This window comes from Nocardioides antri (assembly GCF_008373765.1).
Classification (GTDB): Bacteria; Actinomycetota; Actinomycetes; order Propionibacteriales; family Nocardioidaceae; genus Nocardioides; species Nocardioides antri.
In genome coordinates this window covers 154,904-167,551 of record NZ_VUJW01000001.1, presented here as the reverse complement: position 1 = coordinate 167,551, position 12,648 = coordinate 154,904, and the positions used below count along the sequence as shown (strand labels likewise).

Below are 12,648 nucleotides of genomic sequence, written 5' to 3'. Positions count from 1 at the left end.
GATGACATCCTCCTCTGGTGCGATTTCCACGTGCCCTGATTGCGCTCCCCGTAGCCCTGACCCTCGGCCTCACCCTCGGCGCTCCCGCGGCCGTCGCCGACGAGGTCCACCCGCCGACCCTGCCGGGCAGCCAGGCCTCGCCCACCGGGCAGGCCAACCGCTCCGAGCAGGCCCAGCAGGCGCTCGCCGAGGTGGAGGCGATCCTGCGCGGAGACCGCACCGGCCAGCGCGGGCGTACGACGGACGGCCGGTCCCTCACCGTCGCGCTGCGCGACCTCCGGGTGCTGAAGGACGCGCTGCCCGCCGACGACCAGAAGAAGGTCGAGCGGATGCTCCAGCGGCCGGACGACACCAGCGACCCGTACGACCCGGACGACGACCTCGACGACCTCATCAACGTCCCGCTTCCGCTCGAGGCGTGCCAGGGGGTCATCTGCGTCCACTACACCGAGACCGACACGAACGGCGGCGCCGCCGGGAACGGCCACGCGCCGACCGGCTCCGACGGCGACCCGAACACCGTCCCGGCGTACGTCACCCAGGTCCTCGACACGACCCGGCAGATCCACGCCGACTACCTCGCCGCTGGCTACCGCCGTCCGAAGCCCGACGGCTCGATCGGCGGCGGCACCAACGTGGTCGACATCTACCTCGGCGACATCGGTGACTCCGGCATCTACGGCTACTGCACGTCCGACGACCCGAACGACCCGAACACGTCCGGCGACTACAGCCTCTGGGCCTACTGCACGCTGGACGACGACTACCGGACCGGCCAGTTCCCGCGCAACACGCCGACCGAGAACATGCAGGTCACCGCGGCGCACGAGTACTTCCACGCCGTGCAGTACGCCTACGACGCCTACGAGGACGGGTGGATCCTCGAGTCGACCGCGGCGTGGGTCGAGGACGAGATGTTCGACGCCGTCAACGACAACCGGCAGTACCTCCGCGGCAGCCCGATCAGCCACCCCGGCACGCCCCTCGACCACTTCGGCGACGGGTTCCACTACGGCACCTGGATCTGGTGGCGCTACCTGACCGAGAAGTTCCCCGCCAGGGAGGGCCGGCTGCCCAAGCTGGTGCTCGACGTGTGGAACCGGCTCGACGGCCGACCGAGCGGACCGGACGACTACTCGATGCAGGGGCTGTCGCGGGTGCTCGGCACCCGGGGCACGTCGCTCCAGAAGGAGTTCCAGCTGTTCTCCGCTGCGAACCGCCACCCGAAGGACGTCTACGACGAGGGCGGCTCCTACCGCGCCTCACCGACCGGCCTGACGGTCAGGTTCGGCTCGGCGGCGCGGAAGGGCGTGCACTTCTCGCCGTGGCACCTGTCCTCGGGCACCGCGCGGCTCAAGCCCGTGGACCTCAGCCAGCGTGACTGGAAGGTGCGGATCCGCTTCAACGCCCCGGCGACGGCTCGCGGCGGCGCCTTCGTGGCCCTCGTCCACAAGACCAGCGGTCGGGTCGATACGTCGGTCGTCCGCCTGAGCCGCACCGGCGCGGGCACCAAGACGCTGCCCTTCAGCAGCCGCAGCATCAAGGGCGTCGACGTCGTGTTCGTCAACACCAGCGCCCGGTTCGACTGCTGGCAGAACGCGACGCCGTACTCCTGCTTCGGCGGCATCCCGCTGGACGACGGCCTCCGCTCGGAGTTCGTCGCGAAGGCGTTCCGCTCCTGACGATCAGCGCGTCGGCGTAGCCGCCGCGAAGCTGTCGACCGACGCCAGGTCGTAGGACCCGGCGTCGGTCGACATGCCCTGGGCGACCTGGGCCGCGGTCGCGTTGCCCAGCGTCGCGGCGGCCACCAGGTCGCGGCCCTCGGCACGGCCGAGCAGGAAGCCGGCCGAGAAGGAGTCACCGCAGCCGGTCGTGTCGACCACCTCGATCGCGAATGCCGGCACCCAGGCGGCCTCGTCGGCGCTCGCCACGTAGGCGCCGCGGGCGCCGGCGGTCACGGCGACACAGCCGACGCCCCGGTCGAGGAGTGCCTGCGCGCCGTCCTCGAGCGTGCTCGTCGCGGTGAGGCCGAGCAGCTGCTCGTCGTTGGGGAGGAACAGGTCGACCAGCGGCAGGCAGCCGGCGATCGCGTCCAGCCACATCGGCTCGCCCGGCGCCAGCATGTCGACCGACGTGGAGACGCCGGCAGCCCGCGCGGCCTCGAGCACGGCGACCGCGGCGTCACCGAGGAACTCCGGCCCGCCGACGTGCACGTGGTCGGCGCCGCGGACCAGGTCGAGGTCGATGTCGTCGAGGGCGAGGCTGCCGTTGGCGCCGATGCAGTGCCACGCAGGTCGGTCACCGTTGCCGTTGATCGGCAGCACGCTGGCCGAGGTCTGCACGCCTTCCTTGGTGACGACCCGCGCGGTGTCGACACCGTTCGCCTGGAGCAGGCTCAGCAGGACCGCCCCGAGCGGGTCGTCGCCGACCGCCGCCACGCTGGTCACGTCGGCGCCGAGCTTGCTGAGCACGACGGCGGTCCCCCCGGCCGTGCCGGCGGGCGACATCCGGATCGTGTCGACGAGCGCGCCGCTGGAGCCGTCCGGGATGCTGTCGACGGTCGCGACGTGGATGTCGAGCACGTGCACGCCGATGCAGACGACCCTGGTGGTCGGCCGCTTGGTCTGCTGGGTCATGCCTGTCCTTCCTGCGGTGCCTGTTGGACGGTGCCGTAGTTCCGCGCGATCGCGGCTGCGATCACGTCCTCCTGCTGCTTGCGACTGAGCGTGGCCGGCTTGCCCATCGCCAGCGCGTCGCGGTAGACGGTGCAGAGCCACTCGAGCAGCAGCGCGTTCTCGACCGCCTTGTCGAGCGTGGCCCCGATCGCGACCGACCCGTGGTTGGCCATCAGCGCCGCCGCCCGGCCCTCGAGCGCTGCGACCACCCGGGTGGCGAGCTGAGGCGTGCCGAAGGTGGCGTACGGCGCCACCCTGACCGCACCGCCCAGCAGCAGCTGCTGGTAGTGGACGACCGGGATCTCACCGAGGGAGATGGACGCCGCCGTGCTGACCGGGGCATGGGTGTGCACGACAGCGGCGACGTCGTACGTCCCGTAGATGGAGAGGTGGAGGTAGACCTCCGACGTCGGCTGCAGGGACCCGCCCACCAGGTTGCCGTCGAGGTCCACCTCGACCACCTGGTCGACCGTCAGCTCGCCGAGCACCGCACCGGTCGCGGTGACCGCCACCCGGTCGCCGTCGCGGACGCTGACGTTGCCGGCCGTGCCGATGAGCAGTCCCTCGGCCGCGAGCCGGTGGCACGCCGCCGCCAGCTGCTGCCTCACAAGGTCTGTGACCACAGCAGGACACTAGACCTGATCGCTACCGTGGGGCGGTGACCACTCCGACATACGAGCTGAACGACGGCCGCACCATCCCGGCGATCGGCTTCGGCACGTACCCGCTGCGCGGGTCGGGGTGCGTGGAGGCCGTGGTCAGCGCGATCGAGGTCGGCTACCGGTTGCTCGACACGGCCGTGAACTACGAGAACGAGGCGTCGGTCGGCGAGGCCGTGCGCCAGTGCGGCCTGCCGCGCGAGGAGCTGTTCGTGACGAGCAAGCTGCCCGGCCGGCACCACGCGTACGACGAGGCGATCGCCTCCGTCGAGGGGTCGCTGGACCGGCTCGGCCTCGACTACCTCGACCTGCACCTCATCCACTGGCCCAACCCGTCCGTCGGCCTGTTCGTGGAGGCGTGGCGGGCGCTCGTCGAGCTGCGCTCGCGGGGACTGGTGCGCTCCATCGGCGTCTCGAACTTCACCCGCGCCCACCTCGCGCGGATCATCGACGACACCGGCGTCGTCCCCGCGGTCAACCAGATCGAGCTGCACCCTGCGTTCCCGCAGCCCGAGATGCGCGCCGCCCACCAGGAGCTGGGGATCCGGACCGAGGCGTGGAGCCCGCTGGGGAAGCGGGCGGCGCCGTACGGCGAGCCTCCGGTCGCCGCCGCTGCATCACGCCTCGGCGTCACGCCCGCGCAGGTGATCCTGCGCTGGCACGTCGAGCTCGGGTCGCTGCCGATCCCGAAGTCCTCGTCCGCCGCCCGTCAGGCGGAGAACCTCGACGTCTTCGGCTTCTCCCTCACCGCCGAAGAGGTCGCCGCGATCACGGCGCTGGGCCGGCCGGACGCTCGCCTGTTCGGCGGGAACCCGGACGTCCACGAGGAGATGTGACCAGAGGTCGGTCCTGCGACTACGCGCCCACCGGCCACAACCCGTTGCGGAACGCGACGAGTGAGGCCGACGAGGAGTCGATCCGCCAGTCGGTCTCCTTGTTGAAGGAGAACCAGGTCAGTCCGCGCACCTGCGGGTGGGCGTCGAGCCACGTCCACATCCCGGTGATCCACGCCGCTTTGTTGCCGCCCAGCTCGGTGCAACCGGTTTCGGTGATGTGGATCGGCTTCGTCGGAGCGAGCGACCCGAGCTCGGCCACGGTGGGGCCGAAGACCTCGTCCACGGTCCGCCACTGCGACTGCGGCCGCGACGTGCCCCAGTTGTAGCCGTCGACACCGACCCGGTCGACGTACCCGTCACCGGGGTAGAGCCCCGCGAGCGGCCAGGACCCGTAGTAGGAGACGTTCGGGGCCCAGCTCCACGTGACGTTGGGGACGCCGGCAGCGTCGAAGACCTCGACCACGTGGCGCCACGCGGCGGCGTAGTCGCCCGGCGCGTTGCCGTTCACGGCCTCCGCCCAGGGATACCAGTCGCCGTTCATCTCGTGGGCGAACCTGATCACCACCGGCAGCCGGTACGCCTTGATCTGCGCCGCCCAGCGGCGGAGGTAGGCGTCGTGGGCGCCCCGCGCGATCGCGGCCAGGGAGTACGCCGGCTGGCTGGTCCCGTGAGCCGGGTTCCACGGCTCCCACACGAGCTCCACCGCCGGGGTGGTGGCAGCGGCCCTGCTGCCGGGCCAGGCGAAGGGGAAGTCGGGGACCGTGGCCCACGACGCGTAGTAGGTGAGCTGGTCCGGCTTTCGCCCGACCTTGCGGTTGAGCTGGTTGAGGTACGTCGTGCTGCCCGGCCAACCCTCGACCGCCAGTCCGTAGACGCGGCCCGTCGTCGCAGCCGCGGACGACAGCGCTGACGCGGCAGCCGCCCGCGGCGGCACGACGGCGGATGCTCCGAGGCCCAGCGCTCCGACGAGCACGGCACGCCGGGTGGGGCGGGGGTTTGCATACATGGTCCCGAGCGTCCCAGGGCGAGTGCCTCCGCGGTGCCGCTTCCACAGACTCTGACCGATCGCCGTCGCGGCATAGCCTTCTCGGGTGACCGACGCCGACGCCGTACGCCGGGTAGCGCTAGCGCTCCCCCGCGCCTACGAGGCGCACATCGGCGGCCGCTGGAAGCTCAAGGTGAAGCAGCTGGTGTTCGTGGCCTTCTCCGAGGACGAAGCGCGGTTCGGCTTCGGGTTCCCGCGGGAGGAGCGCGACGCCCTCATCGCGTCCGCGCCGGACGTCTTCTTCCTGCCGCCGCCACGCGACCTGCGCTACCAGTGGGTGTGCGGCCACCTCTCCCCGATCAGCGACGAGGAGATGCGCGAGCTCGTCACCGACGCCTGGCGGATGTGCGTACCCGCGATGCTGCACGACCTGCCCGACCTGCCCACCCCGGCAGCGGACCTGTGGTCCTTGCTCGACGAGGACGCGTACGCCGAAGCGGCCCCCCTTCTCCATCCCTCCGTCCAGTGGCACGACCGAGACGTGTCACTCCGCGGGCGCAGCTCCGTCCTCTCCCACCTTCGCCACCACCCGCGGCCACGACCGCCGCGGGAGGTGGAGGTGCGGGACGGGCAGGTCTGCCGCTGGGTCCGCTAAGGCCGCGGGCGGTCGGTCTGCAGTGCGAGCAGCCGCGAGAGCAACCAGACGATGCCCGCCTGCCACAGCACGACCGCGAGGACGAAGGCCGGCCACCAGGCAGCCATCGCCGGTGCGATCGCATCGCGGGGAAGCAGGAACAGCGCGTACGTCGGCACGATCACGGCCGCGCTGAGGGCGAGAGCGGCAGTCCGGTAGCCCCTGCTCCGATCGGCGGGCGGGCTGATCCCGAGCGCACTGAGGTCCTGGGGCGGATGGTCCCGGATCATCCGCCTCGCCGTGGCGTACACCCTCGTCGCCGGGTAGCGCGTCGCGAGCATCCGCCGCGCCCGCGCGGCCGCCCAGGGGTTCCACAGGACGTGCCCGGGCAGGGCGACTGCCTCGATCCGCGCGGCCGCGGCACGGAAGCCACGGTCGCCGAGGATGCACCGTCCCGATGCCGCCACGACGGCGCTCACCGGGCCCAGCGCCACCGTGGCGCTGCCGGGGAGGTACCAGGCGTAGAGGCCGCAGGTGCACCCCGAGACCGGAGCCTCGTGCTCGGGGACGACCACGCAGCGCGCCGGCTCGAGCTCCTGGTGCCAGGGGCCGGCCTGGGCGTGGACCCGGGGGTACAACCCGTCGTGGTGGAGGTCGAACTGCCGGTAGCCGCGCAGCTCCCCGACGACGAGGCCCGGACCGTCTTCACGAGTGCCGTCGCGGTCGGCCACGACGGACTCAGGTGCGGCTGGGCTCGGGTGTGGCCGGAGCCGGTGTCGCCGGGGGCGTGGGGTCGGGAGCCGTCTCGCGGCGTGGCGCGGGCCTGGTCTCCGCCGGCAGGGGCTCGAACTCGATCTCCCGTCGCTCCGTTCCGATCTCACCCATGACGCACCTCCTTGCCCAGGCACGAGCAGCAGACCCGCGCCGACCTCGTCCTTCCATGGTCGGTCCGGACGCCGCCCCTGTCGAGACAGAGCTCAGGACGCGATGTCGGGCGTCTCCCCGCTGTCGGACCGGGCCGCGGCTCGGGCGCGGTGCTCTGCCCGGCGCTCCACGAAGCGGGCCGCCTGGGTGTCCAGGCCCTCGAGGAACGTCGCGAGCTCGTCGCGGGCCTGCTCGCCGACGCCGCCGAAGTTGGTGCGGTCGAAGACGTCCCAGTGCCGCAGGATCGGCATGATCACGTCGTCGTGGTGCAGCCTGAGGTCGTAGATGCCTGCCTTCGCGATCATCATCGAGTTGCGACGGAAGCCGGCCATGGTGGCGCCGGGCATCTCGAACCCGATGACCTCGTCGGCGATCGCGCGCATGGTCTCGTCGGGGGCGATCTCCAGCGCGGCCGCCACGATGTTGCGGTAGAAGACCATGTGCAGGTTCTCGTCCTTGGAGATCCGCGCGAGCATCCGGTCGGCGACGGGGTCGTTGGTGACCTTGCCGGTGTTGCGGTGCGAGACCCGGGTGGCGAGCTCCTGGAAGGACACGTACGTCACCGCCTCCAAGGGAGTCTTGTCGCCGGAGTCGTAGCCGGACGTCATGTAGTCCATCCGGGCCCGCTCGAGCTCGACCGGGTCCACCCCGCGGGTCACGACCAGGTAGTCGCGCATGGCGATGCCGTGGCGGTTCTCCTCGGCGGTCCAGCGCCCGACCCAGGTGCCCCAGGCGCCGTCGCGACCGAACCGGGTGGCGATCTCGCGGTGGTACGACGGCAGGTTGTCCTCGGTCAGCAAGTTGGTGATCATCGCTGCCTTGGCGGTCTCGGAGAGCCGTGACTGCTCGGGAGACCAGTCCTCACCGCCCAGCAGCGCGAAGTCGCGCCCCTCGCTCCACGGGACGTAGTCGTGGGGATGCCACTCCTGCGCGAGCCCGAGGTGGCGGTCGAGATTCTCCGCGACAACCGGTTCCAGCGACTCCAGCAGGTGGTTCGCAGTACTCACGGGCACTCCCTCGTCGACTGCCAGTGAGCGTACGCCTCCGCCCAGAGCACCCTGATCCGCTTCTTCACGCGCGGCAGTCGTCGTGCGACTCAGCTGAACATGCCCTCGGTGCCGATCAGGAACTCTCCGAGGAAGGAGTCCTGGTAGAGCGGCAGCTGGTAGATCACCTGGGGACCGCCACTCAACGCACGACACTCACCGTCCGGAACATGGCAGGCGTAGTTGGTGACCTCGTGGGCGTCATCCCAGCCCTCCTCCAGCTCTGAGCCCGAGACGGCGCCGACCACCAGCAGGCCGTCGCCGGCCCACCGGGCCTGGTAGGGCTGCTCGTCGCCCGGGAGGTCGAGCTCGACACGCTCGCCAGAGGGCACCGCGCGGACGCTCCAGCCGTACTGGTCGTCCTCCTCCGGAGCCGTGAGGAACTGGCCATCCGGGCTCAGGCTCCCGGGCGCGGCGCCGATCCTGCGCTCCGTGCCGTCGTGACCGAGCCAGAACGTCTCGAGGCCTTCACCCACCACGACGAGGCCCTCGGCGGTGGCACCGATCACCGCCCGGAAGCCGTCGATCTGCTCGGCCACCACCTCGGGTGGCCCGTCCCCGTCGAGTGGATGCCAGGCAAGCGCGCGGGCACCCGTCGAGAGGTAGACGGTGTCGCCGACGACAGCGGTCAGCGGCAGAAGGTCGTCCTCGTCGTCCACCTCGATCTGGCGAGATCCCCGCTCGACCCGCTCGGCGGTGTCGAACGCGGTCACCGTCACGGTGTCGGCGTCGGTCCGGACCATCCAGGCGACGAGGTGCGAGGTCGGGTCGGCCAGCGGGACGCCGACGACCCGCGGCGCAAGCCGCTCGACGGTGCCGTCGCTGAAGAGAGCGGTGAGCGTCCCAGGACCCCGCTCCACGGGAACGTCGTCCTTGCGCTGAAGACGGTCATGCAGGAAGACCGCCGCGTCCCGGCTCGCGGTGAAGGACGCCACCTCGTCCTCCGGCATCGAGTGTCCGGCCCAGTGAACCTCCCGGCCGCTCCACCAAGGGACCCCGACAGCGCCGTAGTCCTCCGAAGCCGACCGCGGCTCGCCGTCGCCGGCGATCTGCCGCGTGAGCACCACCGCGCCGACGCAGACGATCATCACCAGCACGCCGGCGAGGATGGCCCTACCGCGCCGCACTGGTCTCTCCACCGGCTCGGTTTCCCCGATCGTCACGCCCCCAGTCTCCAGGGCGCCGCGTGGTCGCGCCTGAGTACGCGTACTCGCTGCTGTCCAAGCAGCGGTGAATGCCGGTCGGAAATCAGGCCAAGGCTCCGAGGATCCGCTTGGCAGTCTCGGCGGGGTTCTCGAGCATCGGGAGATGGGCCGTCGGCAACGTCTCGACATCGCCGCCCAGTTCGCCGGACCGGGTCGAAGGGTTCGTCGGGGTGAGCGCTGACCCACCTCGTCTTTCTCACGGCTTGGTTCCCCAGCAGCCGGAGGACGACCCCGAGGATCGCTCGCTGCGGCAGCGGCATGGCTCGGACGAACGACCTTCCGGCCGGTGGAAGGCACGCCGGACAAGCAGATCCAGGGAAGGCCTGTGCGCCGGGGTCTCCGGCGGCGGCGACGACGCGGTCCGCGACGCACCGACACCCCGTGGTAGCGATGTGGCTCGAGCGGGACGTCAGTCGGGTGTGCCCTGCACGGCAGCCGTCAGCAGCACGACCGTGTCCTCCACTGCCGCGAAGGAGTCCCACTGGAGCGGGATCACGACGTAGTCGCCCACCTCCAGGTCGGCATTGTCGGAGCCTGCGACGACCCGTGCGCGGCCGCGCATCAGCTGGAGTGTCACCTCGCCGGTGTTCTCGTGCTCGTCGAGCGTGTGGCCGGCTGCGACGGCGATCAACGTCTGGCGCAGTGAGTGGACGTGTCCCCCGTGGATGGTGACGGCGCACCGGCCGCTCGAGGCGGAGCGAGCCTCCGCCAACAGCCTGTCACCCAGGGCGCCCAGCGCAACGGTCTCCATAGAAGTTCCCTTCAACAACCTCACCGTAGCGGGTGGTCGTTGCGGCCCCCTCCCCCTTGACCTGCCCTTCCCGTGGTCCAACGCTAGGGGGATGACCGCGCACCCGGCTCGCGACCACTCGCAGCGGCTCACGTTCGGCGGTGTGCGGCTTCTCCGGGTGGGGGTCGGCTACCGGCTCAGTCCGGGCAGCGCCGCGTACCAGCAGTGTTTGCTGGACCTGCCGGTCCTCGACGCCGATGGGCATGCGTTCGAGGAGGACCGGGTCCTCTCGATCCTGGAGCCGATCGTGGACGCCGGCGCCGACGTGCCGCGCGACTACCTCCTCGACCAGCACCGACGGCACACCAGCTGGGGGTTGAGTCCGAGCGAGCTGGAGATCGGCCTCGTGATCGTCACCGGAACTTCGGCGTCGGACGTCGTGACGGCAGCGGACGACGCCGTGGTCCGTGCGTTCCGCGACCTGATGGAGCTGACCGGACGACCGGAGTCGGAGCCGTTGGGCCGGGACGACGCGCTCCTCCGCGCACGCCACAGCGCGGCGACGGCGTTCGCAGTGGAGCCGGACGCGCTGTGGCCCGCCACCGAGGAGCACCATCCCGGCGACGGCTCCTGGACGGTCGGGCTGCGCACCAACGAGGGTAAGCAGTACGACGTACGCATCGGCTTCGTCGACGGGTACGCAGGGTCGGCCCGCGTCGGCCACGGCCGACCCATCGAGGTGTCGGACTCGATCGGCTCCGAGTGATCCGGAGGCGGCCGTGAAGATTCTCGAGTTGTGGCGCTATCCGGTGAAGTCCCTGCAGGGCGAGGCGGTGGACGCGGTCTCGCTCGAGGACGACGGCGTCGTCGGCGACCGACGCTGGGGAATCCGTGACGAAGGCACCGGCCTGATCCTGACCGCCCGACGTCGTCCGGAGCTGCTCTTCGCCTCCGCGTCGTACGACGGCGACCAGCCGGTGATCACCTTGCCGGACGGGCGGACCGCCGTCGGACCGGGGCCGGGGACCGACGGCGCGTTGTCGGAGTGGCTGGGCAGGCCGGTGACGCTCGTGGGGTCGACGAGCAGCGAGCCGGGACGGGCTGAGTTCTTCGCCGACCCGATCGACGACTCGAGCGAGGCGATCGAGTGGACGATGCCGTCCGGCCGGTACGTCGACGCGGCACCGGTCCTGCTGCTCACGACCGCGTCGTTGGACGCCGGCGCCGGCCTCCACCGCGACGGGATCTGGGACCCCCGCCGGTTCCGCCCCAACATGCTGATCGAGGTCGACGCCGAGGGCTGGGTCGAGGACGCCTGGGTCGGGCGACCGCTCCAGGCCGGGGATGCCACACTCGCACCGGTCGAGCCCTGCGTCCGCTGCACGATGGTCACGCGGCCGCAAGACGGGCTCGACGCCGACCCCGGTGTCTTCCGCACCCTGGCCCGCCACCACCGCGGACACTTCGGCGTGTGGTCCCGCGTCACCACCCCGGGCACGATCTCCGTCGGAGACCAGGTCTCCGTCGCGACCACCCCGACGGCAGACGCGTAGCGCTGCCGAAAAGCGGATGCCGGGGAGCTCTTGGCAGGGCTAGCGTGCGGAGGTGACCTTGCGGCTCGTGGCAGTCACTATCGACGCCCGCCATCCGGTGGGACTGCCGTGATGCGCATCGGGGAGCTCGCGGCACGAGCGGGAACGTCTCCATCGACGATCCGGTTCTATGAGCGGAGAGGTCTGCTACCTGAACCGGCCCGGACCAGTGCGGGCTATCGGCAGTACGGCGAGGAAGCCTTGGGGCGCATTGCCTTCATCCAGTCCGGGCAGGCGGTCGGCCTCACCCTCGCCGAGCTCCGGGAGATCATCGACTTCCGCGCGCGGGGCGTCTCCCCCTGCCGTCATGTGACCCGATTGATCGAGGACCGGGAACGGCAGGTCGCGCAGCGGATCGCCGAGCTGGAGGTCCTCGGAGCCGAGCTGAGGCGCCTCTCGGCTCGGGCACGCCAGCTCGACCCGCGTGAGTGCTCTCCCGACGAGATCTGTCAGGTTCTGCCTCATCGCTCGTAGTCGCCAGACCGTGCGCAGAAAAAGTCAGCGTCGCCGATGTCGAAAACTGCCAGCCCGGGCCGACGTGAGGGTGACCACCAACCTCGCCCGAAGGAGGCGGACATGACCTTCCAAGAGCTCGACCTCAGACCCCGTGTGGCAGCGCCCAGGCTCGCCTGGTTTCGTACCGGCGTAGCCGCCGGACCCCTCTTCCTGCTCCTGAGCCTGCTCCAGCTCCCCCTGAAGGACGGGTTCGATCTCAGCCGCCACGCCTTCAGCTACCTGGCTCTCGGTGCGCACGGGTGGATCCAGCAGCTCAACTTCGTGACCGCGGGGGTGTTGTTCATCCTGGCCACCCACCGGCTGCGCCGATCGATTCCGGGACGGACGCGACACTTCGCCGCCAGCTTCGGGATGCTGATGGGGGCAGGGATGGTCGTCGCGGGGGTATTCACCGTCGACCCATCCTTCGGATTCCCCGAGGGAGCACCGGCGGGGAGGCCCGACACGGTCAGCGCCAGTGGGATGCTCCACGGTGTGGGCTTCGTCGTCTCGATGACTGCCTGGGTTGCGCTCCTGGTCGCGCTGGGCCTGTGGCTGCGCAGCAACCAGCAGCGCCCCTGGTCACGGGCCTGTTTCGTCCTGGCGGCCGGACTGCTGCTCGTACCCGCGGTCGCTGCCACGCCGGCCGGCACCATCGTGCTGTACGTCGTCGTCAGCTCCGCGTTCATCTTCACCTCAGCCGTGCTCGACCACGTGAGCCGGCGTGCGGGGAGCCCCGACCACGTCCACGGTCACGGCCACGCCCGCGGCAGCCAGGACTGACCAGTCACTCCTCCGGGGAGGCCCCTGTCATCGGGGGTCTCCCCGTGGCATGTCCGAGCTTTTCGAAACGCCGCCCGAGGACCG

Annotated in this window: 15 protein-coding genes; 7 read left to right on the top strand and 8 right to left on the bottom strand. The window is 71.0% G+C overall.

All coding sequences use genetic code 11. The features are described from left to right. Positions 1-17: 17 nt before the first annotated feature. Positions 18-1,682, top strand: coding sequence for an MXAN_6640 family putative metalloprotease (locus F0U47_RS00815; RefSeq protein ID WP_149748417.1), 1,665 nt, complete (start codon positions 18-20; stop codon positions 1,680-1,682). Positions 1,683-1,685: 3 nt separating this feature from the next. On the opposite strand, the gene F0U47_RS00810 is transcribed toward F0U47_RS00815, so the two are convergent. Continuing rightward, a complete protein-coding gene (locus F0U47_RS00810; protein ID WP_149748416.1) occupies positions 1,686-2,636 on the bottom strand; it encodes a carbohydrate kinase family protein in 951 nt (316 codons plus the stop codon). Then, a complete protein-coding gene (locus tag F0U47_RS00805) occupies positions 2,633-3,298 on the bottom strand; it encodes a class II aldolase/adducin family protein (RefSeq protein WP_223162612.1) in 666 nt (221 codons plus the stop codon). The genes F0U47_RS00810 and F0U47_RS00805 overlap by 4 nt, the downstream gene beginning before the upstream one ends. Positions 3,299-3,333: 35 nt before the next feature. Here F0U47_RS00805 and F0U47_RS00800 point away from each other — a divergent pair, with 35 nt between their 5' ends. After that, a complete protein-coding gene (locus F0U47_RS00800; protein ID WP_149748415.1) occupies positions 3,334-4,170 on the top strand; it encodes an aldo/keto reductase in 837 nt (278 codons plus the stop codon). A 19-nt stretch (positions 4,171-4,189) separates the two neighbouring features. Here F0U47_RS00800 and F0U47_RS00795 read toward each other — a convergent pair whose 3' ends face one another. Beyond that, a complete protein-coding gene (locus tag F0U47_RS00795) occupies positions 4,190-5,176 on the bottom strand; it encodes a glycoside hydrolase family 26 protein (RefSeq protein ID WP_149748414.1) in 987 nt (328 codons plus the stop codon). 85 nt (positions 5,177-5,261) lie between these two features. On the opposite strand from F0U47_RS00795, the gene F0U47_RS21575 reads away from it, so the two are divergent. Next, positions 5,262-5,810 (top strand): MmcQ/YjbR family DNA-binding protein, encoded by a 549-nt coding sequence (locus tag F0U47_RS21575; protein ID WP_223162611.1) that lies wholly within the window; start codon positions 5,262-5,264, stop codon positions 5,808-5,810. Here the strand turns inward: F0U47_RS21575 and F0U47_RS00785 are convergent. From F0U47_RS00785 to F0U47_RS00770, 5 genes are all read right to left on the bottom strand, one after another. After that, a complete protein-coding gene (locus F0U47_RS00785; protein ID WP_149748413.1) occupies positions 5,807-6,520 on the bottom strand; it encodes a hypothetical protein in 714 nt (237 codons plus the stop codon). The genes F0U47_RS21575 and F0U47_RS00785 overlap by 4 nt on opposite strands. 7 nt (positions 6,521-6,527) lie before the next feature. After that, the gene (locus F0U47_RS20945) at positions 6,528-6,674 is read right to left on the bottom strand and encodes a hypothetical protein (RefSeq protein ID WP_188111115.1); all 147 of its coding nucleotides are present in this window, start codon (positions 6,672-6,674) and stop codon (positions 6,528-6,530) included. 92 nt (positions 6,675-6,766) lie between these two features. Continuing rightward, the gene (locus tag F0U47_RS00780; RefSeq protein ID WP_246159351.1) at positions 6,767-7,720 is read right to left on the bottom strand and encodes an acyl-ACP desaturase; all 954 of its coding nucleotides are present in this window, start codon (positions 7,718-7,720) and stop codon (positions 6,767-6,769) included. An 89-nt stretch (positions 7,721-7,809) separates the two neighbouring features. After that, complete coding sequence (locus F0U47_RS00775) at positions 7,810-8,922, bottom strand: hypothetical protein (RefSeq protein WP_149748411.1); 1,113 nt, start codon at positions 8,920-8,922, stop codon at positions 7,810-7,812. Positions 8,923-9,373: 451 nt separating this feature from the next. Beyond that, a complete protein-coding gene (locus tag F0U47_RS00770) occupies positions 9,374-9,715 on the bottom strand; it encodes a cupin domain-containing protein (RefSeq protein WP_149748410.1) in 342 nt (113 codons plus the stop codon). 91 nt (positions 9,716-9,806) lie between these two features. On the opposite strand from F0U47_RS00770, the gene F0U47_RS00765 reads away from it, so the two are divergent. From F0U47_RS00765 to F0U47_RS00750, 4 genes are all read left to right on the top strand, one after another. Next, the gene (locus tag F0U47_RS00765) at positions 9,807-10,460 is read left to right on the top strand and encodes a hypothetical protein (protein ID WP_149748409.1); all 654 of its coding nucleotides are present in this window, start codon (positions 9,807-9,809) and stop codon (positions 10,458-10,460) included. A gap of 13 nt (positions 10,461-10,473) precedes the next feature. Then, the gene (locus F0U47_RS00760) at positions 10,474-11,247 is read left to right on the top strand and encodes an MOSC domain-containing protein (RefSeq protein WP_149748408.1); all 774 of its coding nucleotides are present in this window, start codon (positions 10,474-10,476) and stop codon (positions 11,245-11,247) included. A 111-nt stretch (positions 11,248-11,358) separates the two neighbouring features. Further along, positions 11,359-11,760 carry a heavy metal-responsive transcriptional regulator gene (locus tag F0U47_RS00755; RefSeq protein ID WP_149748407.1) on the top strand — a complete coding sequence of 134 codons (402 nt, stop codon included), beginning with the start codon at positions 11,359-11,361 and terminating at the stop codon, positions 11,758-11,760. A gap of 102 nt (positions 11,761-11,862) precedes the next feature. Continuing rightward, on the top strand, positions 11,863-12,564 hold the full coding sequence (locus F0U47_RS00750; RefSeq protein WP_188111114.1) for a DUF998 domain-containing protein: 702 nt from the start codon (positions 11,863-11,865) through the stop codon (positions 12,562-12,564). The last annotated feature ends 84 nt before the right edge of the window (positions 12,565-12,648 follow it).